This window comes from Mucilaginibacter oryzae, from assembly GCF_003148845.1.
GTDB classification, from domain to species: Bacteria; Bacteroidota; Bacteroidia; order Sphingobacteriales; family Sphingobacteriaceae; genus Mucilaginibacter; species Mucilaginibacter oryzae.
Genome location: NZ_QGHA01000007.1, coordinates 17,215 through 36,389 on the forward strand (window position 1 = coordinate 17,215; position 19,175 = coordinate 36,389).

Sequence of the window (19,175 nt, forward strand, 5' to 3'; positions counted from 1 at the left end):
ATGGTATTTTTGTTTAAAACCCATCCACTCCTTGAAGATCCTTATTCTAACACATCGTGTTCCATTTCCGCAAAATGGCGGCTATGCCATTGTGGTATGCAATACCATTAAGGGATTAATAGCGCTTGGGCATGAGGTATCGCTGGTTGCCCTGAACGGTAAAAGATACTATGGCAGCGCACAAAGCGCCGAAGATGATCTGCAGCAAAAAATACAATACACATCCTACAACATCAATATCAATGTATCGGTATTTGACGCATTCAAAGGCCTGTTTAGCCGAAAAGCGAGCCATGTTGACAGGTATTTTGACACGGAGTTTGAAAAACTACTGATCCGTGAGGTAAGGCAAACCGAATATGACGTAATCCAGTTTGAGGGTTTATATGTTACCCCTTACTTTGCATCGTTGCGTAAGCATACCAGGGCCAGGATGATTTACCGGTCGCACAATATTGAACACCAGGTATGGATGCGCCTGGCCCAGCAAAAAAGCGATCTGTTTAAAAAATGGTACCTGCAATTGCTGGCCCGGAGAGTGAAGGATTATGAATTACAGGAACTTAATAAATTTGACGCTATAGCAGTTTTTACAGCTGAAGATAAAAAAACGCTGGCATCATACGGCATCAATATCCCGGTTGAGATTTTTCCGGTAGGTATTGCGCTTGATGATTATAAGCCGGATTACAGCAAAACCGAATTCCCGAGTTTGTTTTTCCTCGGTTCTTTAGATTGGATGCCCAACCGCGAAGGCATAGAATGGTTTATAGATAATTTTCACAAAGACCTTACCGATGGCGACCTGCGCGTAAAATTTTATGTTGCCGGGCATAATATCCCCGATAGTTTTGACGATTATGAAGTATTGGGCAAAATTTTTATCCAGGGCGAGGTTGACGATGCTTCGGAGTTTGTGAACAGCAAGGCGATTATGATAGTGCCCTTGTTATCAAGCGGCGGCATGCGCGTAAAAATTGTTGAAGGTATGGCGATGGAAAAATGCATCATCTCCACTTCATTAGGTGCCGAGGGCATTGATTACACCAACGGCACCAACATCCTGATTGCCAATAACAGGCAGGAGTTTTATGATGCGATAGCGCGTTGTATAAGCGACGAAGATTTTTGTAGAGGCATTGGCATTAACGCCCGAAAACTTATTGAACAACAGCATGATGTAAATGTAATTGCACCAAAGCTTGTTGAATTTTACAGGCAATAAAGCTTTAATTTGCCCGATTAAGATTTTATATACCTGGCTAATTACCTGCCATTTAAATTAAAAACCCGGATCGGAAAATCGCTTCCCAATCCGGGTTTTACTCTTGTAGCAGAGCAGCTGTTTATCTTTAAGATACTCAAATCAGGTGTTTATCAATGTTCAGCTTATTTCGCCAGCGCTTTTTTGATCTCGGCGGCTGCCTGTAACATGGCTGATTGGGTGCCGGGTACGGTAGCCAGCGGGTTTAACAAACCCCAATCGTGAATCATACCGTTATAACGAATGGCGGTTACTTTAACACCGGCTTCGTCCAGCTTGCGGGCGTAGGCTTCGCCTTCATCACGCAACACGTCGTTTTCGGCAGTTTCAACTACGGCTGTTGGCAAACCTTTTAACTGATCTGTTGTGGCCTGCAGCGGCGAAGCGTAAATCTGTTTACGTTCGTCGGGGTTGGTAGTGTAATTATCCCAAAACCATTTCATCATATTTTTAGTCAGGAACCTGCCGGTAGCAAACTGGTTGTATGATTCTGTTTCAAAGTTAGCATCGGTTACCGGCCATAACAGTACCTGTAATTTAATTTCGGGGCCTTTTTTGTCTTTAGCCATCAGGGCTACTACAGCGGCCATGTTACCGCCAACGCTGTTACCGGCCACGGCCAGGCGTTTGCCGTCTACATTAATTTCGGCACCGTGGGCAGCAACCCATTTGGTAGCGCTGTAAGCCTGGTTAATGGCTACCGGGTAATGCGCTTCGGGCGATGGGGGGTAGTTTACAAATACGGCAGCAGCACCGGAGTTAACTACCAAATCCCTAACTAAACGTTTGTGGGTAGGGAAATCGCCTAAAACCCAGCCGCCACCATGAAAGAACATGAATACAGGCAACACGCCTTTAGCATTGGCCGGTTTAACAATATCCAGTTTTATTTGCTGACCATCTTCGGTAATGGTTTTTTCGGTAACGGTGATGTCGCTGTAATCAAACTTTACCGATTCCTGGGCGCCGGTAAGTACGGCGCGGGCATCTTTAGGTGATAATTGTTCAAGAGGTTTGCCGTTGCCGGAGTTAAGCACATTTAAAAACGCCTTAACGTTGCTTTCGATATGTGGGTCTTGTGCTGGATTGATGGGTTGCACGGTTTGTGCTGAAGCTGCTGTACCTAAACTTAAGGTTAATATTACGCTTGCAATTTTGTTGGTTATTGATGGAGTTTTCATTTTGTTATGTATTAAGTTTTTGATCTCTTATTGTACACAACAAAGGTAGGGCGCTAACAAAGGCTACTCAATGCACGAATGTAGACACGAACAGGACATTTTGCCCCGGCGGCGCCCCCCAGCCCCATAAGGGGGGAGTAAGATGAACAAGGTTATAAGCAAGATCGATAGTATACTGCAACGGGTAACCTAAACTACCCGCTCCCACTTCAGGGCATAGCCGTCAACTTAGGCAAAAAGCGGTGGATTGTGCGAATCCCCTCTTGAGAGGGGTGGAGGGGTGTATTATTCTGTGCGAGGTTTATCGCTTGCATAACACACCCCGCCCCCGCGCTTTCCCGTCGCGCGCCCCTCTCAAGAGGGGATTTTAAAAGCTTGATTCCTTAACTTGACGGCTATGCCCTTCAGGGGGCCGGGGGCGCCCTGGCGCATACTGTACCCTGAAATTTTGGGGTGATGTTTCCGCCTGCCTGCTAAACAGCCTGATAAAGTACGAGGGGTCATCATACCCTAATTTGTATGCTATCTCTTTTACGCTTAGCTGCGTATGCACCAGCAAACGTTTGGCTTCAAGTATAATGCGGTTTTTAATAATATCGTTAGGGGTGGTTTTACTGTAGCGGGTAATGCGTTTATTAAGCGCCTTGGGGGTGATGTTGAGCATATCGGCATAGTCGGCAACGGTGTGGAGTTTGGTATAATTCCATTCCACCATCTGGCTGAAACTACGCGAAAACTCTACCTCCTGCCGGGCCTCTTCGGTGGTAACATGGTGTTCCTGTTTCCAGATGCGGGTGGAACGGATGATGATCTGTTTTAGCAGGATCCTCAGCATTTCTTCCAGGTTGCTGTCGCTGGCATCAATCTCTGCTTTTATCTCGCCTATTGACCGCTGCATCACCTCCGAATACCGCTCATTCATCATCACCACCGGGATATCATACACATTATGAAAAAGGATCCCATCGCAGGCTACTTCTTTATCATGTAGTTCCACGCAATAAAAATCGCGGTTATAATAAAGCATGGTGCCTACACAGGTATCTTCAATTTTATGAAACTGACCGGGATTGATAAAAAAGAGCGCGTCCTGCTTTAAATCGTATGCCTTAAAATCGATAACCGTGTGGCCGCCTGCTTTTATAAACAGGATCTGGATAAACTCGGAGTAATCTGTTTTCTGTATTTGCGCGTTATAATCATGTTCAAAATCCAGGTACCCGAATTTTTTAAAAGAGAATTGTTTGAAGCCGGCCATCACGCTTAAATATTTTAACTATGCAGGTAAGCCACAAAGATACCAAGAAAAAATGCCCCGGCTAAAAGGCCGGAGCATCAGTTTTATATTTCGGACAGTGTTATACTGTCGAGGAGCGCCTGATTACGCCCAATAAAAGCGCGATAATGGCTATTACGAGCAGAATATGGATAAGGCCGCCAACTGATGTGAAAAATGCGCCTATTGCCCATCCTATAATAAGGATAACAGCAATAACATACAGGAGTGAGTTCATGATAATTTTATTTTAATTAATGATTTTCATAGATATCAGTATAATACCGGCAGCGGGGTAAAAGTTTTAAAAAATTTCTTTTTTAAACTGTTTTACCGTTACACTAATGTTTTGAAATCATTTAATCGTACATTACCTCTATCCAACACCTTATAAAATAATGAAATGTTTTTTTTTGCTGATAAGCCTGCTAACAGCCAGTTTTGCTTTTAGCCAGACCAAACTGCCGGTAATTAAAGCCACATCAAAAAGTGTAGCTATAAATGATGGCGGTTTCCTTGATAAAAATGCATGGTCACTATCGCCTAAAACCCGGCCTGATATTTATACTGCCGAGCGTACAAGACAAACCAAATGGGTTACTTTTTATACCGACGTGGATTCGATACGGGTAAAGGTGAAGCCCGGCACACGGTTCAACTTTGTGATCCTTCTTAACGGCAAAGATTCATGTTTTACCCAAATAGCCAGCGCCATTCCCCCTCCGGGTAAGCAGGGCGGTATTATAAAAAACGATACCATTCCTTTTACAGTATCAGCCAATAACGCCATCGCGGTAAAAGCTATCCTGAACGATGCTGATACCTTAAACCTGCACTTCGACATCAGTTCGTTCGATTTTCATTTAACCCGCGATGCCATCATCAAAAAAACAAAGCTGCTGCCTAACCAGGCAGATGTATTGGCAGGTAATGCGAAGCCAAATTTCAATAACATGGGCAAAGCGCAAAAACTGCAGTTGGGTACCGCCGTTTGGCGTAACCAGGAAATACTGCCTACCGGCATAACGGCAAGCGGCATGGATGGCCGCTTTGGCTGGAACCTTTTTGAGGGCAGGCAGGTGGCGGTTGATTATGATAACAACCGGATTGTGATTTATAATAAGATGCCCCGCAATACAAAAGGCTATAAACGCTCCAGGATGGGCTTTGTCCGTTCATTTCCGTATGCCGCCGGAACCTTTGAAATAGACGGTAAAAAATACACGGGCAACTTTTCGATGGATACCGGCTCCGATCAATCGCTGATCCTGGATAGCGGCTGGGTGGCCCGGAACAATTTCGCTCAAAATCTTAAACTGATCAAAACCTCAACCCTCAGCGATCCGCGGGGCAATAAATACCTGATCAGGGTGGTGGAAGCGCCGCTTTTTAGGGTTAACGGCTTCCCGGTTAGTAATGTGCCCACGCTTATTTTAGGCAGTAAAAACCCGGTGGGCTTTGAAATGAACTTTTTTGGCAACGACCTCTTAAAACGCTTTAATATGATCCTCGATTTTAAAAATGATTACCTGTACCTACAGCCAAATAAGTTATCAACCTGAAGGGTGCAGGAAGTGCAAAGCTTATGGGAAGATAAGGATACTATCATCCGCAGCGGCAGCGAAGTGCATGACAATGCGGCGTACCTACCGGCCGCCAAGCGATATCATCACGTATTTTTGGTTGGTTTGAATAGTGAAAATATAATCGGTATCCTCAAAAATTTCCTTTCCGGTTTTCGAAGTATCGGCAGGAGCACCTGTACTGATGAGGTTGAAATTATGATTTTCAAAATATGGAGGGTAAGCCTCCGCGTATTCAACGGGTTCCATCAATCTAAGTTCATTTTCCCTGATGGCTAAGGCGCTGTTGTGCCGGCTGTTTACCCATCGGTTTTTGCCGGGCTCAAATTGCCAGCCGGGGTAAACTTTATTAAGTTCGTTTGTGTAATCGGCAGGGTTCATGTTAATCAGGCGAATCAGATTTGCCGGGCCTATCCCCTGCTGCGTATGCGCCGTATTAAAGTTTCGGCACGAGGAAATCGCAATCATCGCCAAACATAAAACAACAACAGCCCATAAATTTTGCCGCAGTATTTTAATCTTTTGTTGTTGTCTGTTAAAGAGCGGTTTAAGCATTGAGCGTGATGTGGTGAGGTTAACGTATAGGGCGCCGTTATAACAATTGCCGACATACGGTATCAACGCTATGATACTGATTATTATTGTACGCGTTTAACATACGCCAAGGCAATGGGTTTGGTATTGCGGTTCGTTGCTTTGATAAGGAAGGATAGGAAAGCTGATAAACAACAAATAAAAAACCCCGGCTGGTAAACCGGGGTTAAAGCTTTACGTTACAGGTTGATTATTTTAGGCGCAGGTTAACGCTGCCGCCTGATGATTCGGCCTTAACGGGGATGCCACCGCCGTTATAGCTGCCGCGCACGCGTTCCTTCTCCCACGTACCGTTAAATTTGGCTAACGATGATGGCGATACGCCATCGCCCCGCAGGTCGAGATCATAGCCCTGGTTTTGAGGTAGTTCAATATCCACATTGCCCGCGCTCGATTCCAGTTTAATGTATTTACCAACTTTTAGCAGTTGTGCATATAAGCCACCACCGCTGGTTGAGGCGCTAACGCTACCCATTATCCGTTTAAGGTTAATGCTGCCGCCCGAGGTGGTAGTCATCAACTCACCGTCAATATTATTGCCGTCAACGCCGCCACCGCTGGTTTCGGCATTGATGTTACCTTTCAGGTTTTCGAGCACGATGCCGCCCCCGCTGGTTTCCAGCCTGATTTTGCCGCTGCAGTTTTTGGCCTCAATGCCGCCGCCCGATGTTTCGAGCGAGATATCATTGCCCGAGTTGGATACCTGGATGCCGCCGCCGCTGGTATTACCGCGAACAACGCCGTAAAGCCTGTCAAGCTGTAAGCCGCCGCCGCTGGTGCTGAATTTCTGGTTGCCCTTTAAATTGTCAATCACAATACCGCCGCCGCTTGTTTGCAAATCGGTTGAGCATTGCCCGGGCACGTAAATCCTGAAGGCGATATTCAATGAACTGCGCCAGTTAAAAAAGTTTTGGCGTTTGCTTTTGGCGATAGCCCTAACCTGGTGACCACTAACGGATACGTCGAGGGTATAATCCTTATCGAGGCGCTTTTGTATCTCCTCTTTCGATAGTATGTTGCCGTTGTTACCTTTAATGTAAACCTCAACACGCGGAGCCTCGCCGGCTTTACCGCTAACAACAATACCTCCGCCTGAGGTATTAACCAAAACGCTGTTAATGGCATCGTTGGCTAATGATTTGGTGAGGTATAGCGCATTCCTATCTTTATCCTGTGCTGCAGCTACCACAGTTTGCCCGGCAAGCAACAAAAGTAAAATGTAATTTTTCATAACGGGTTTAGTTTGCTTTTTCAATATGACAACGCCCGGGGCCAATACGTTACAGGCTTACTGCATTTAATTTGAAGCATAATACTAAAGCCCCTTAACACTAAACCAATACATATCCACCATCAACAACAACCGCCTGACCGGTGCCATATGGTTGTCTCATCAGGTACAAATAAGTTAATGCGATGTCGTCCGGACCGGCAACATACTTAACCGGTAGTTTTTCGGAGAAGTGGCTAAACATACCATCCTGGGCCTCGGTAGTCATGTTGGCCCACAAATTAGTTTTTACAAGGCCTGGCACAACTATATTTACGCGAATTGGCGCTAACTCTACAGCCATGGCGCGGGTAAAGCCTTCCATGGCGGCGCAGATGCTTGCCCCCAAACCCCAGCCTGTACCCGGTCGTTTAGCAGCCGAGCCTCCCGTTAGCGTAATAGAGCCCCCTGCATTAATGTTGCCTGCCGCATATTGCACTGCTAAAAAAGCGCCCCAATAGCGCACGTTAAAGAAGTTCTTCGCTACATCAATATTAGTATCGGCAACGTTGCCTAACTGCAAAGTTTCGCCCGCGGTGAAAACGAGGTGATCGAAATGACCGATGGTTGTGAACAGTGTTGCTATCTGCCGTTCGCTAGCCAGATCTACCGTAAAGCTTTTTGCATTTGCGGGCAACCTGCCAAGTGCTTTATTTAATCGTTCGGGGTTGCTGGATACGATGATTACTTCTGCTCCTTCTTCGGCGGCAGCTTTTGCAACCGAAAACCCTATTCCAACGCTTCCGCCTAAAACAACCACTTTTTTACCTTTTAAATTTTCCATGTGTATTTGCTTTTTGTTGATGCAAATTTGAGGATGCAAAAAGAGGCGGCACTTAACAAATGGTAAAAAATGCTTCAGCGGATATTTTTCCTAATGCGGCTGAGCGATTGTGGCGTGATCTCCAGGTAAGACGCAATATCACTCAGCGGAACTTCCCTTGCGATATCAGGTTGTTGCGATACAAAAGTTTTATAACGGGAAGCCGCATCCTGGCCCAGATACTCATTCCGTACAGCTATTTTATCCAGTAGTGCCTGTTGGGTAATCTGGTTGATGAGGGGTTTTAAGTAGGGCAATTGTTCAAAAAGCTTATTAAGCCCGGCGCGCGTCAGTACAATCACTTCGGCATTGCTAACCGCCAAAATGTTTTCTTTGGCAATTGTGCCATTGTTAAAACTATTTAATATTGAACAAAGCCGACCTTCACGAATAAAAAAGTAAGTCACCTCGTTTCCGGCTTCGTTGATAACCATAATGCGCAATATACCGCTGCACACCAGAAACAACTCGCGGCAAACTTTTCCGGCCACGAAAAGCGGCTCGCCTTTTTTGTAAAAACGACGCTCGGTAGCCGCGTCGATGAGAAGTTGGTCTGTTGCCGGGATTGCCTGGTACTGTTGGAGAAACGAAACAAATTGGGATGCCATAGATACAAAAGTAAAAATACGCCCTGTTTTTAAGTTAGGTATCCCTGGGCAAATATCATCGTACAAACATTTGTTTCAAGCGATGCGTTCATTAGCTGCGCCTGCTCAGGGAATAATACGCTTTGCAAAAATATAACGACGAGGTAAGCTGATTAAATCCTATTTTCAGCCCATATTATATCAACATGAAACAGGAACTATCAGTGCTGCTAAAAGATTTACAGGAAAAGAAAAGAGCATTCGGCGATGTGATCGCTTTTATTGAAACTTACTATAACCACCGGCCAACAGCCTTTAAAAATGGCGAGGCTTACAACGAAGCCACCCAAAACCAGGGCAGCGCAAAAGTTTTTTCATTCGCTCAAATAAACGGATTAAGCGCCGAAGATACCTTGCTGTTATTTGCTGAGCATTATCAATCAGTACTGGCCCACCCCAATGCCGCCGACCACCAGAATATCAGGCAATTTATTGCCCATGGCTGGGCGGGGATTGTTTTTGAAGGACAGGCCCTGGTTGCCAAAAATTAACGCCATATAAACATTTAAAAACCGGAATGATTAGTTCCGGTTTTAATGTTAATTTTCACGGTAAACGCGGCGGTGCCGCAGTGAGCATATTGATCACTTAACCGGCTTTACCACAAAATCATCAAAAGTTACATCAAAGCTCTTTCTACCCGGCGCGGCGGCTACCACACCGATCTGCGCTTTTACTTTTGGCGGGAAATAGGCCAGGCGAAGCATTTTGAAATCCTTATTATCAAACGAGTATTGAATTTGTACATAATCGCCTTTGCGGAGCAATTTTAACCAAACAGATTTAGGGCTGTCACTACGGGGCACAACCGACCAGTCCGAAACTTCGCGGGTTACCACAGCGCTCAGGTTTTGTACGCCGTCAACGTATTCAATGCCGGTTTTAATCCAGTTTTTATAGTCGATGCGTACCATCAGGCCGGCCTGGTGAAACAGTTCCTGGTAGTTGCCCGTCACTTTTACCGATGCTTCAAAATCGCCGGTAACATCTTCATAATAAAACGGCCCCGAATCGCGGATAAAACCGTAGTGGGTTACGCGCCAGTAATCGGTATTAGGGTCAACCGTTACCGTAAGCTGTTTGGCATTACCTTTCCATGCTTTGGGTTTGTTAAACCATTTCATGGTTTGGCCGTGGCTTAACAAGGTAGTTAATGTAAGGGCAAATGTTAGGATATGTTTTTTCATGGCCGCAAAATAACATTTACTGCCAAAATTATTAGCATTTAAATCATCCCCGGTTAAATTTTTGTCATCATTTCTTCCCCTGATATCATTAACCGCCTCTTGTATTTTATGATAAATTACAGCATATTAGGCCTCCGGCTCCAACCAACCCAATTTATTAAACCCAATCAGCTCAAAACAAATAAAATCCTGTAATGTCACAAAACCCTGCTTATCTCGAAACCAAAAGCCATTATAAAATTCTCGACGGACTGCGCGGTGTGGCCGCTATTACCGTAGTGGTGTTTCACACTTTTGAGACCTTTAACGGCGGCAGCCGCTTTGCCCAGATTATAAACCATGGTTACCTTGCCGTAGATTTTTTCTTTTTGCTTTCGGGCTTTGTAGTTGCTTATGCCTACGATGACCGCTGGGGTAAAATGACCCAATGGGATTTTTATAAGCGCCGTTTAATCCGGCTGCAGCCTATGGTTATTATGGGCTCAATTATCGGCGCTATATTTTTTTATTTGCAGGCCGGCAACTTATTTCCGCTTATAGCCCCTACGCCGGTTTGGAAAATGTTGCTGATCATGCTGATCGGTTGTACCATGATCCCTATACTGCCCTCCATGGATATCCGTGGCTGGCAGGAAATGCACCCGCTCAACGGACCTGCCTGGTCATTATTTTTTGAATACGTGGCCAACATCTTATACGCCCTTTTTATTCGCAAATTTTCAAATACGGTGTTAGCCATATTCGTAATAGCTGCGGCAGTTTTACTGATCCGTTATGAGGTTTGGGGACCTACCGGCGATGTGATCGGCGGCTGGACAGTTAATACCGAACAGTTGAACATTGGCTTTACGCGTTTGCTTTATCCCTTCCTGGCCGGGATGCTGCTTTGCCGCACAGCGAAACTGATTCGCGTTAAGTGGGCTTTTACAGTCAGCAGTTTTTTGCTCTTATTAACCTTGTTTATACCCCGCATCGGTGGCCCTCAGCAGCTCTGGATGAACGGCCTTTACGAATCGGTTTGTATTATTTTGATTTTCCCTTTAATTGTATTGATAGGCGCGGGAGGCGAGCTTAACAGCCAATTTGCAAACAAGGTATGCAAGTTTTTTGGCGATATCTCTTACCCTATTTACATTACCCACTACCCGCTTATTTACTGGTTTACCGCCTGGGTGGTGGATAATAAAATCCCGATGAGCTATGGGCTGCGGTGGGGTGCTGTACTGGTTGCCTCAAGTGTAGCTATTGCTTACGCTTGCCTGAAACTGTATGATGAGCCCGTGCGGGAATGGTTGAGGAAAAAGTATCTGGTGAAAAAAAACTAATCATCCAGGTAGTGAACGGATAATTGAAGCGGAATTAAGATGTGGATTTTTTTATGGTTCAAAAATCTTATATGAAATACAAAGCCACATGTTTACTATGGGGCGCACTACTTTTTATAAGTGCCTGCACCCGTTATAACCCTGATATAAAGTTTAACAAAAAGGGATGGAATGAAAAGGACGACTGGGATTATCCGCAGCGGGAACATATGGTTGCAGATCTGATGCAACATCATCAACTTAAAGGGTTATCGTACAAACAGCTTATCGATTCGCTTGGTGAACCTGAAAATTTTTCTGATACGGGCGATATGCATTATCAGCTATTGATGGATTTTGGAGATGACATTGATCCGGTACATACCAAATACTTGGTATTGAAGCTAAACAGGGATTCTGTTGTTACCGGATTTGGCATAAAAGAGTGGAGAAAAGATAATTAACAACACCTGTTAATAAAACGCCCGCATCTTTTTTACATTTTAATGGCAATCTGAAAGTTTTTTTCCTATCATTACAAAATGCATTTTGTAGTTGGCAGCAAACTTCTTCTTATTGCTTTTTTATCATTTTCGAAGCCGGTAAAACCTGCGGCTCACTATGCGGCAGCAAAACGCAAGGCAAATAAAACCGTTAAAATGCACAGGCACGTACGTGTAAGGCATGATGAGGCTGAAGTAGAAGCCAATTACGATACCGGCGAAATCACTCCAAACCAACTGGTTGAATTTGCACAGACACTTAAAGGCATCCGCTACCGTTACGGATCAAGTAATCCCGACAAGGGCTTTGACTGTTCGGGATTTGTGAATTACGTATTCAGTCATTTCGGAATTTCCATCCCCCGCAGTTCGTCAGATTTTGCACCCGTAAAAGGTATTGATATTTCTGAGGCCCGCTTTGGCGACCTGATCTTATTTACAGGCACCCGCAGCCACCACTACCGCAGCGCAGGGCATATAGGCATTGTGATATCTCAACCCGGCGAACCCCTGGTTTTTATCCATTCCACCTCGGGTGAAGAAAACGGCGTTACTGAAACGGCTATGAATGAGCGTTATCAGCGCCGGTATATCAAAACTATCCGCGTGTTTAAAAACGATGCTCCGGCAGAAGAGGAAGAAGCTATTACCCCCGACGACACTGAAACAGTAGCGAGATAACCCGATCTAATAACTTCTCTTTGCCAATCGCTGATCTATAAATAGAAAAGCCAAAAAGCCAGCAACCATCGTTAGCAATACCCATTTATAACTCAAAACAACAGTTAAAAACATATCCCCGCTTTCCGGGCTGATCAGTGCTAGCATTCCGTAAGCCAGGGCTAAGCCAACCACAAATAACAGCAACGCCAATAAATTAAAACGCATATCGCTTTTACGAGCGGCCTGCTCCTGTGTAGCGCGCCTAACGTTAGCGGCAAAACCCATTGGTAAACCCTCGGAAGGTTCAGTATTAAGTGCCTTGAACAGGCTTTGATAGGTTTGCAGGTTATGCTTATCGCTATCCGAAAGCGTTTCATCGTCCGGAAGCAGGCCGCTGTTCAGCAATTCCTGTAATTCATCATCATCCAGGTCTTTCATATATTTTCTCTCTTTAGCTCTTTTTCAATTTTTTCTTTCAGCAACTTTCTTGCCCTAAACAGATGGCTTTTTACAGTGCCCTCTGGTATACCTGTAATTTCTTCTATCTCGGCACACGAAAACTCGTTGAGGTGGTAAAGCGTGAGCACTGTTTTATACTGATGTGGCATTTGTTCAATAAGCAGGTTAACATAAGCAGCGGTGTTTTTCTTTACCAGTTCCTGCTCAGGGTTTTCACCAGTAAAATGATAGTTATCAATATTTTCAGGATATTCGGAAGAAGAATTGTTTTTATTCTTTTTTAGATAGTTTACAGCGGTTAAATAGGCTATGCGTGCTATCCAGGTTGATAATTTGGATTGAAACCGGAAACGGTGCAGGTTTTGGTGAACTTTAATAAACACCTCCTGGCAAATATCCTCTTTGTTTTGCTTGTCATGAACAAGGCGATGTATCACAAAGAAAACCAGCTTTTCATACTGCTTTACCAGCAGTTCAAAAGCCCGCATATCTTTGTTCAATATCCTGGATACTACCTCTTGTTCATTAAACATATTACAGTAGTCAAGATATATGCTTTAGCGGTTGCAAAAAAGAAATAAAAAATATTTTAAAATAATTGCAACCGCGGTGGGCCAAGTGCTGACTACTGGAGCAAATAACTTAAACAAACAACAACATGAAACAGTTAATGCCGTTCATAGTAGTTATCGTATTTTTTATATTGATAGCGATCTTCATACTTGCCCTTTACAATTACAGGCTAAAAAAACGCATTATTGATGCAGGGCCACTTGACGAAAACAGCACCAGATTTTTAGCCGAATTAGGCTCGGGCAACGAAGCTTTAAAATGGGGCCTCGTTCTGCTTTGCGCCGGTATAGGCCTTGTAATAATGCAATTTATCCCATACAGCGCCGAAGATTCTCCGGTTCCTTACGGGGTTGAAATGATCTTTATCTCGGTCGGCTTTATCATCTACTACCTGTTACGCCGCCGCAAGGTTTAAATACACACAGATTATTGCTTAAGCGGGTGGTTTAGCCACCTGCTCTATCAAATTTTTAAGGGAGAAACCCTCCTTTGGGAACCCTTTTGCCTAAAAAACCCAAATACCTCAACACATATGAAAACTAAAACATTCGCAATGCGGCTTATCATCATAATTACCCTGCTGCTCACCCATAATACCATCACTTACAGCCAAACCATATCATCCATAAAAGGCACCGTGGCCGATTCGGTAAGTAAAGCAACCCTTCCTTTAATAACCGTTAGATTAAAAGGACCGGATAACGAAACCATTAAAGTTGCCGTAACTAAAGACGACGGCTCATTTATCTTTACTTTGGTACCTGTATCAAAATATACTCTGTACATCAACGCAATAGGGTATCAAACTAAAACCGTAACTATTGATCTGACACAACAAAAAATACTTGACCTAAAACCCATTTACCTAAACAATGCTACCACCGCGCTGAAAGAGGTATCCATTACTGCCGAACGGCCCATCATCAGGCAAAAAGCCGACAGGATCATTTACGATTTGAAAGCCGATCCGGAAAGCAAAGGAAACAACGTTTTAACCATAATGCGTAAAGTGCCTTATCTTTCGTTAGATGGCAATGATAACCTGTTGTTGAGGGGCAGTTCCGGCTTCAGGGTATTCATCAATGGCAAGCCATCGGGTAGTTTAGAAAACAACCTGAAAGCTGTTTTAAAAAGCATGCCGGCCTCAACCATCGAGCGCATTGAGGTGATCACCAATCCGCCATCCAAATACGATGCCGAAGGATTGGCTGGTATAATCAACATAATCACAGGTAAAAAAATAAATGATGGCATAAACGGCACTGTAAACATTAATGAAAGCCTGCCCACCGGCGGTCCGGGCGTTGGCGCTTCGTTTACAGCTAAAAAGGGCAGGTTTGGCATTTCGGCTTTGGGTGGCGGCAGTATCAATAACGCTCCTGAAACTTATAATAACAATAACCGCGTTGACACCAGCGGCAATATACTTACCCAGCAGGGCTATCAGCGCTCAAACAGCAAAACGGCCTACTTCGGCACAGAAATGAGCTTGCAGATAGATACCCTGCACCTGTTAACTGCTCAGTTTAATTACAATGGCAGCCAGGCTAATGACCATAACGGGCAGGCATCGGTGCTAAACAGCCCCGCCGGGTTTCAACAATACAATTTCGCCAATAACGGCAAAGCTACCGGCTATGGCATTGATGCAGGCATCAATTACGAGATGGGCTTTAAAGCGGTTAAAAACAGGCTGCTCACCCTATCATACCTGTACAGCACCAACCTGAATAACAGAAATGGTAATGTTGAATTTTTAAACCAACTCCATATTAACCATACCAATTTTATCCAGACCGACAGGCAGAATTTTAAAGAGCATACCGTACAGCTTGATTTTGTTACCCCAGTAAATAAAGTAAACATTGAGGCTGGCTTAAAAGGCATTTTCAGGAATAACAGCAGCGATTTTAGTTACAGGGATTTAGATAGCACAACCGGTTTGTACCGGCGTAATGATGGGCTCTCTAACGCTTTCACCAATACACAAAATGTTTTCAGCGCTTATAATTCGTACCAGGTAAACCTGAACAGCTGGAATATCAACGCGGGCTTAAGGATGGAAGAAACCGTGATCCGCGCCAATTTTATGAGTACCGCTTCGGCGGCCGATCAAAACTATTTTAACGTGATTCCTAACCTGTCGGTAAGTAAACATTTTAAGGATGAGAGTAGCATTAACTTCGGCTTTTCGCAACGCATCAGGCGGCCGGGCGTCAATCGCTTAAACCCTTATACAGATCGTTCCAACCCTAACTTTGAAGTTACCGGCAACCCAGACCTGAAACCTGTTTTGTTAAACGATATCCAGTTTAACTACAGCAGCAACAAAAAGCTATCCGTAAATATCGGGGCCGATTATTCGTTCATGAACAACCTGGATGTACAGGTGGTGAACTTTAACAAAGCTACACAAACAAACCAGGTAACTTATGCTAACACCGGCAAAGCCAGTAGCGTGGGTATCAATTTTTACCTGGCATATCCGGCGACTAAAATATACAATGTAAGTCTTAATGGAAGCAGTATGTACTTATGGCTGCAAGGTCAGTCGGCTGGACAAACTGTCTACAACAATACAATGATGTATAATGCCACACTATCAAACGTAGTGCGCCTTAACCATGGCTGGGCCCTGAACGCCGACCTGGGTATTAACAGCCGCACCCCAACTGGATTGCAGGGGTACACCAATGCGTTTTTTTACAGCGCCCTTAACTTTAATAAGGATATTGTTAAAAACAAGTTCAGCATTTCGGGAGGGATTAAAAATCCATTCACCAAATATCGTAACAGTGTGAGCAAAACATTCGGTCCGGAGTTTCGTCAAACTTATCAAAGCATAAATTACTACCGCTCATTCAGCGTTAGCCTCAATTATAATTTCGGCGGTTTAAAGGACAGAATCAATAAAAACAGGGTTGGGATAGAAAATAATGACGTGGCAAATTAACAGGATTATGATACCGGTTTGTCATCCTGAAGCGAAGGGGATTCTCCGCCCTGCCTAACCGCTCTGCACAACGTAGAAGCCCCTTCGCTATCACCACCCATAACAACTCGTTTTTAACATTTCCTGAGCGGTTACCAAGTTGCCGCACTGCCACCGGGAATTATGCGTGCATCGTGATAGCATTTTCCTATCCCTCCGGCAATAGCTTTACATCAACTAAATCATACTCCAGCTTCCACTTTTCAACAATAGGTTGCTCTAATTGAATTTGCCTGTACTCATCCGGCGCCATAATGGGTACACCGTACACAATAGGATATTTGCGGCTACAGGTATTACAGGTAAGGATTCCTTCTATCACATTCTGATCAAGATCTTTAGTCAATACCTGCAGGGTGAGGTCTTGCTTGTCAAAGGGGCAGCACAGTTTGTTAATGGTTTTGAGTTGCATGTTAGATTCGGTTAGCGCTTAGCGCGAGTTGAAATTGTTTAACTTTTTGTTCAGGATCATCGGCACCCATAATACCGGATATAATGGCGATACCATCAAATGAGGTAAGCTTTTTCAGGCTGATGATGTTTTGCAGCGTGATACCTCCGGCCACAAACAGCGGCATATTTGTAAGCGCCCTTGCCCGTTTTACGGTTAGCGGGGTAACGATATCGCAGGTTCCGGCAGATGAAGAGGGGAACATGGAGCAGAACGATACATAATCCAGCCCGTTATCTTCGGCCCAGGCCACCGTATCCAAACTACCCGAACAGGTAATGCCCGTTATAAACGGCCTTTTAACCACATCACGGATTACCGGCAATGAAGCCGGAACCGTATCGAAATGAACCCCATCCAAAGCAGGCACATCGCGCAGCAAAACCCAATCATGGTTAATAAGCAAGGGAACGTTGCGGGGCTTACAAAGCGCGGCTACTTTGTTAATCAGGGCCGGTTTATCAGCCGTGGGGTGCCAGTTATTCCATATTTGCACTACATTGATACCACCCTGCAAAGCTGAATGCAATTTAGCCAGCAAGGTGGCTTCATCAATAGCGGGGTTTAGCACCAGGTAAATACCGCCGGTAATATGATAAGGTTTATCCATTATTTCCATCCGTTTTTATAAGCGTCAAAAAAAGCAGCCCAATAAGGATCTTCGCTGAAGTAGGGCATCGGTTTTTCTTCCCCGTTTTCAATGAGTGTATACCCCTTTTGTTTTTCGGTAAAGCGACCGATAATGGTAGCGGGTATTTTATTTTCGTTGAGGCGCTGTACTACATTATGCACCCATTGCTCATTTACGGCAGTGATCATGGCTCCGGCGCCAATGCAATAGCGCGGATCGATATTGAACAGCCCGCAAATATGGCGTTGAACTTCAGCTACCGGCAGCAGGTGATTATGAACCTCTACCCCATTGCCTGAGGCTATGGCCATTTCGTAAACGGCACCCAATACGCCACCCTCAGTTACATCATGCATGGCGGTAACATCTTTTAAGCCGTTTTCAGTACCGGCGGCAATAAGGCCATCTTTTAATGACGATGTTTGATAAAATAATTCGCAGCCCTGGTTGTAAACTTCCGCACCTAATTTGTTTTTCACCTTTTGAGGAAAGCTCATAGCCAGGATAGCTGCCGACGACATGGCGCATTGCCTGGTCACAACAATCACATCGCCAACCTGCGCGTTTTTGCTCAACAAAATATCGTTAACGGGCGCGGTAAGCAACATGGTACCGCCACCGGCAATGGTGGAATTTTGGCCTTCAATGCTACCGGTATGCCCGCCGGTGATGGCTACGCCAATCTGATCACAATAACGGTGGATATGATCCCAATAGGTAGTAAAATCCTGGCGGCTTAGCCCCGGCGGCAGGTTCAGCACCATTTGCGCGTACTGCGGCGCGAAGCCGGTGGTAGCCATGTCATTAGCCATTAAATGCACCGAAAGCCAGGCCGATTCCTGCAAACCCAATGATGGGACCAGCGAAAGCGGATCGCTGGTTAGGGCCAGCCCTAAACCACCAGGCAGGTTAATCACCGATACATCTACACCAAAAGCCGGACCGCTTAAAACTTCATCCCTGCGGCGGCCACGGCGCGGAAGGATGATATGTTCAAAACCTTCGCCGGTTATTTTCCCTGATAACGACATTGGCTGGTATTAATCTGAAAATTTAACATACAAACCAAAAAAATCGCCGACGGGCACACTCCATTGCTGCACCGGGAACCACTCCGGCAAACCTGTACACGTCCACTCCAGGCTATATTGACGCCCCTTTAGCGCTTCATGAATTTTATGAGTGAGCATGGCCGGAGTGTAAAAAGTGGCAGTAACGTAAAACGGGTTTTTGCCGAATATTTGCTGCACCCGGCGGCGCAAAACTTTAGGCGAATTGCGGTTCATCATGCCAAAGGCGATGCCGTGTTTACCCACACGCGCCGCCTCGCGGATCACCTGCACCGGGTCGCGGTAGTATTCAAAGGTGGTGATAAAGGCCACAGCATCGAAGGTATTATCCTTAAACGGCATAAAGTGCGAATCGGCATTTACGAGGTCGCCTTTAAACAGGTGTACGGCCTGGCCAAGCATAAAAGGCGATAGGTCGCCGCCCGTGGCGTCGATACCTATCTCATGCCACCAGCGGGTGAAACGGGTGGTGCCGCAGCCAAACTCCAACAATTCTTTAACGCGGAGATCGGAGCCCAACAGTTGGGCCATCACCTTTTTTTGCCATACCTCGGCCCGTTTGTAGCGGCCTTCATACCATTGCTCGTAAGTATCGGTGTGTTCGCGGTTAAAAAACCACTCTTTGCGGCCTTGCCAGTTGCTGAGGCTTTGGGTTACGAGGCCAAAATTGTTTTCGGGTTCCATGTGTTTAGTTCATTAAATAA

At 45.0% G+C, this 19,175-nt stretch carries 22 protein-coding genes; 8 read left to right on the forward strand and 14 right to left on the reverse strand.

What is annotated here, in order from left to right; genetic code table 11:
• Window positions 1–31: 31 nt before the first annotated feature.
• A complete protein-coding gene (locus LX99_RS17635; protein ID WP_109609072.1) occupies window positions 32–1,225 on the forward strand; it encodes a glycosyltransferase family 4 protein in 1,194 nt (397 codons plus the stop codon).
• 164 nt (window positions 1,226–1,389) lie between these two features.
• On the opposite strand, the gene LX99_RS17640 is transcribed toward LX99_RS17635, so the two are convergent.
• The 3 genes from LX99_RS17640 to LX99_RS17650 form a co-directional block, all read right to left on the reverse strand.
• A complete protein-coding gene (locus LX99_RS17640; RefSeq protein WP_109609073.1) occupies window positions 1,390–2,445 on the reverse strand; it encodes an alpha/beta hydrolase in 1,056 nt (351 codons plus the stop codon).
• Between the two features lie 367 nt (window positions 2,446–2,812).
• Entirely contained in the window at window positions 2,813–3,703 is an 891-nt protein-coding gene (locus tag LX99_RS17645) for a helix-turn-helix domain-containing protein (protein ID WP_109609074.1), read from the reverse strand.
• Window positions 3,704–3,803: 100 nt separating this feature from the next.
• Window positions 3,804–3,959 carry a lmo0937 family membrane protein gene (locus tag LX99_RS17650; RefSeq protein ID WP_109609075.1) on the reverse strand — a complete coding sequence of 52 codons (156 nt, stop codon included), beginning with the start codon at window positions 3,957–3,959 and terminating at the stop codon, window positions 3,804–3,806.
• 160 nt (window positions 3,960–4,119) lie between these two features.
• Between LX99_RS17650 and LX99_RS17655 the strand changes: the two genes are divergently transcribed.
• Complete coding sequence (locus LX99_RS17655; protein ID WP_109609076.1) at window positions 4,120–5,283, forward strand: hypothetical protein; 1,164 nt, start codon at window positions 4,120–4,122, stop codon at window positions 5,281–5,283.
• Window positions 5,284–5,367: 84 nt separating this feature from the next.
• On the opposite strand, the gene LX99_RS17660 is transcribed toward LX99_RS17655, so the two are convergent.
• The 4 genes from LX99_RS17660 to LX99_RS17675 all read right to left on the reverse strand — a co-directional run bounded on the left by LX99_RS17660 (window position 5,368) and on the right by LX99_RS17675 (window position 8,599).
• Window positions 5,368–5,772 (reverse strand): hypothetical protein, encoded by a 405-nt coding sequence (locus tag LX99_RS17660; RefSeq protein ID WP_146203154.1) that lies wholly within the window; start codon window positions 5,770–5,772, stop codon window positions 5,368–5,370.
• 316 nt (window positions 5,773–6,088) lie between these two features.
• Window positions 6,089–7,129 (reverse strand): DUF4097 family beta strand repeat-containing protein, encoded by a 1,041-nt coding sequence (locus LX99_RS17665; protein ID WP_022832775.1) that lies wholly within the window; start codon window positions 7,127–7,129, stop codon window positions 6,089–6,091.
• A 100-nt stretch (window positions 7,130–7,229) separates the two neighbouring features.
• On the reverse strand, window positions 7,230–7,952 hold the full coding sequence (locus LX99_RS17670; RefSeq protein ID WP_109609078.1) for an SDR family oxidoreductase: 723 nt from the start codon (window positions 7,950–7,952) through the stop codon (window positions 7,230–7,232).
• Window positions 7,953–8,026: 74 nt separating this feature from the next.
• A complete protein-coding gene (locus LX99_RS17675) occupies window positions 8,027–8,599 on the reverse strand; it encodes a Crp/Fnr family transcriptional regulator (RefSeq protein WP_022832773.1) in 573 nt (190 codons plus the stop codon).
• A gap of 185 nt (window positions 8,600–8,784) precedes the next feature.
• Here LX99_RS17675 and LX99_RS17680 point away from each other — a divergent pair, with 185 nt between their 5' ends.
• Window positions 8,785–9,129 (forward strand): HopJ type III effector protein, encoded by a 345-nt coding sequence (locus LX99_RS17680; protein WP_109609079.1) that lies wholly within the window; start codon window positions 8,785–8,787, stop codon window positions 9,127–9,129.
• 93 nt (window positions 9,130–9,222) lie between these two features.
• Here the strand turns inward: LX99_RS17680 and LX99_RS17685 are convergent, their stop codons facing one another.
• Complete coding sequence (locus LX99_RS17685; RefSeq protein ID WP_211319049.1) at window positions 9,223–9,825, reverse strand: DUF1349 domain-containing protein; 603 nt, start codon at window positions 9,823–9,825, stop codon at window positions 9,223–9,225.
• Between the two features lie 194 nt (window positions 9,826–10,019).
• Here LX99_RS17685 and LX99_RS17690 point away from each other — a divergent pair, with 194 nt between their 5' ends.
• The 3 genes from LX99_RS17690 to LX99_RS17700 all read left to right on the forward strand — a co-directional run bounded on the left by LX99_RS17690 (window position 10,020) and on the right by LX99_RS17700 (window position 12,313).
• Complete coding sequence (locus LX99_RS17690) at window positions 10,020–11,150, forward strand: acyltransferase family protein (protein WP_109609080.1); 1,131 nt, start codon at window positions 10,020–10,022, stop codon at window positions 11,148–11,150.
• Window positions 11,151–11,221: 71 nt separating this feature from the next.
• Window positions 11,222–11,593 carry a hypothetical protein gene (locus LX99_RS17695; RefSeq protein ID WP_109609081.1) on the forward strand — a complete coding sequence of 124 codons (372 nt, stop codon included), beginning with the start codon at window positions 11,222–11,224 and terminating at the stop codon, window positions 11,591–11,593.
• A 78-nt stretch (window positions 11,594–11,671) separates the two neighbouring features.
• Complete coding sequence (locus LX99_RS17700; RefSeq protein WP_109609082.1) at window positions 11,672–12,313, forward strand: C40 family peptidase; 642 nt, start codon at window positions 11,672–11,674, stop codon at window positions 12,311–12,313.
• Between the two features lie 6 nt (window positions 12,314–12,319).
• On the opposite strand, the gene LX99_RS17705 is transcribed toward LX99_RS17700, so the two are convergent.
• Together LX99_RS17705 and LX99_RS17710 are read right to left on the reverse strand one after the other, a co-directional pair.
• Window positions 12,320–12,733 (reverse strand): hypothetical protein, encoded by a 414-nt coding sequence (locus LX99_RS17705; protein WP_109609083.1) that lies wholly within the window; start codon window positions 12,731–12,733, stop codon window positions 12,320–12,322.
• On the reverse strand, window positions 12,730–13,287 hold the full coding sequence (locus tag LX99_RS17710) for an RNA polymerase sigma factor (protein ID WP_109609084.1): 558 nt from the start codon (window positions 13,285–13,287) through the stop codon (window positions 12,730–12,732). Before LX99_RS17710 ends, LX99_RS17705 begins: the two co-directional genes overlap by 4 nt.
• A gap of 125 nt (window positions 13,288–13,412) precedes the next feature.
• Here LX99_RS17710 and LX99_RS17715 point away from each other — a divergent pair, with 125 nt between their 5' ends.
• Together LX99_RS17715 and LX99_RS17720 are read left to right on the forward strand one after the other, a co-directional pair.
• Window positions 13,413–13,742: a DUF6249 domain-containing protein gene (locus LX99_RS17715; protein ID WP_109609085.1), complete on the forward strand. Its 330-nt coding sequence runs from the start codon at window positions 13,413–13,415 to the stop codon at window positions 13,740–13,742.
• A gap of 117 nt (window positions 13,743–13,859) precedes the next feature.
• Window positions 13,860–16,280 (forward strand): beta-sandwich domain-containing protein, encoded by a 2,421-nt coding sequence (locus LX99_RS17720; protein ID WP_109609086.1) that lies wholly within the window; start codon window positions 13,860–13,862, stop codon window positions 16,278–16,280.
• A 187-nt stretch (window positions 16,281–16,467) separates the two neighbouring features.
• On the opposite strand, the gene LX99_RS17725 is transcribed toward LX99_RS17720, so the two are convergent.
• Genes LX99_RS17725 through LX99_RS17740 form a run of 4 tightly spaced genes read right to left on the reverse strand, consistent with a single transcriptional unit; the run spans window position 16,468 to window position 19,155 of the window.
• Window positions 16,468–16,731 carry a Trm112 family protein gene (locus LX99_RS17725; RefSeq protein ID WP_109609087.1) on the reverse strand — a complete coding sequence of 88 codons (264 nt, stop codon included), beginning with the start codon at window positions 16,729–16,731 and terminating at the stop codon, window positions 16,468–16,470.
• Between the two features lies 1 nt (window position 16,732).
• Window positions 16,733–17,380: a thiamine phosphate synthase gene (locus tag LX99_RS17730; protein ID WP_109609088.1), complete on the reverse strand. Its 648-nt coding sequence runs from the start codon at window positions 17,378–17,380 to the stop codon at window positions 16,733–16,735.
• Window positions 17,380–18,432 carry an AIR synthase family protein gene (locus LX99_RS17735; RefSeq protein WP_109609089.1) on the reverse strand — a complete coding sequence of 351 codons (1,053 nt, stop codon included), beginning with the start codon at window positions 18,430–18,432 and terminating at the stop codon, window positions 17,380–17,382. Before LX99_RS17735 ends, LX99_RS17730 begins: the two co-directional genes overlap by 1 nt.
• A gap of 9 nt (window positions 18,433–18,441) precedes the next feature.
• Window positions 18,442–19,155, reverse strand: coding sequence for a class I SAM-dependent methyltransferase (locus LX99_RS17740; RefSeq protein WP_109609090.1), 714 nt, complete (start codon window positions 19,153–19,155; stop codon window positions 18,442–18,444).
• Window positions 19,156–19,175: the final 20 nt, after the last annotated feature.

Coding starts and splice junctions, on each gene's coding strand:
- LX99_RS17680 (WP_109609079.1), top strand. CDS start 8,785: ATGAAACAGGAACTATCAGTGCTGCTAAAAGATTTACAGGAAAAGAAA.
- LX99_RS17705 (WP_109609083.1), bottom strand. CDS start 12,733: ATGAAAGACCTGGATGATGATGAATTACAGGAATTGCTGAACAGCGGC.
- LX99_RS17670 (WP_109609078.1), bottom strand. CDS start 7,952: ATGGAAAATTTAAAAGGTAAAAAAGTGGTTGTTTTAGGCGGAAGCGTT.
- LX99_RS17720 (WP_109609086.1), top strand. CDS start 13,860: ATGAAAACTAAAACATTCGCAATGCGGCTTATCATCATAATTACCCTG.
- LX99_RS17700 (WP_109609082.1), top strand. CDS start 11,672: ATGCATTTTGTAGTTGGCAGCAAACTTCTTCTTATTGCTTTTTTATCA.
- LX99_RS17685 (WP_211319049.1), bottom strand. CDS start 9,825: ATGAAAAAACATATCCTAACATTTGCCCTTACATTAACTACCTTGTTA.
- LX99_RS17730 (WP_109609088.1), bottom strand. CDS start 17,380: ATGGATAAACCTTATCATATTACCGGCGGTATTTACCTGGTGCTAAAC.
- LX99_RS17645 (WP_109609074.1), bottom strand. CDS start 3,703: ATGGCCGGCTTCAAACAATTCTCTTTTAAAAAATTCGGGTACCTGGAT.
- LX99_RS17710 (WP_109609084.1), bottom strand. CDS start 13,287: ATGTTTAATGAACAAGAGGTAGTATCCAGGATATTGAACAAAGATATG.
- LX99_RS17735 (WP_109609089.1), bottom strand. CDS start 18,432: ATGTCGTTATCAGGGAAAATAACCGGCGAAGGTTTTGAACATATCATC.
- LX99_RS17715 (WP_109609085.1), top strand. CDS start 13,413: ATGAAACAGTTAATGCCGTTCATAGTAGTTATCGTATTTTTTATATTG.
- LX99_RS17675 (WP_022832773.1), bottom strand. CDS start 8,599: ATGGCATCCCAATTTGTTTCGTTTCTCCAACAGTACCAGGCAATCCCG.
- LX99_RS17695 (WP_109609081.1), top strand. CDS start 11,222: ATGAAATACAAAGCCACATGTTTACTATGGGGCGCACTACTTTTTATA.
- LX99_RS17660 (WP_146203154.1), bottom strand. CDS start 5,772: ATGATTGCGATTTCCTCGTGCCGAAACTTTAATACGGCGCATACGCAG.
- LX99_RS17690 (WP_109609080.1), top strand. CDS start 10,020: ATGTCACAAAACCCTGCTTATCTCGAAACCAAAAGCCATTATAAAATT.
- LX99_RS17650 (WP_109609075.1), bottom strand. CDS start 3,959: ATGAACTCACTCCTGTATGTTATTGCTGTTATCCTTATTATAGGATGG.
- LX99_RS17665 (WP_022832775.1), bottom strand. CDS start 7,129: ATGAAAAATTACATTTTACTTTTGTTGCTTGCCGGGCAAACTGTGGTA.
- LX99_RS17725 (WP_109609087.1), bottom strand. CDS start 16,731: ATGCAACTCAAAACCATTAACAAACTGTGCTGCCCCTTTGACAAGCAA.
- LX99_RS17640 (WP_109609073.1), bottom strand. CDS start 2,445: ATGAAAACTCCATCAATAACCAACAAAATTGCAAGCGTAATATTAACC.
- LX99_RS17655 (WP_109609076.1), top strand. CDS start 4,120: ATGAAATGTTTTTTTTTGCTGATAAGCCTGCTAACAGCCAGTTTTGCT.
- LX99_RS17740 (WP_109609090.1), bottom strand. CDS start 19,155: ATGGAACCCGAAAACAATTTTGGCCTCGTAACCCAAAGCCTCAGCAAC.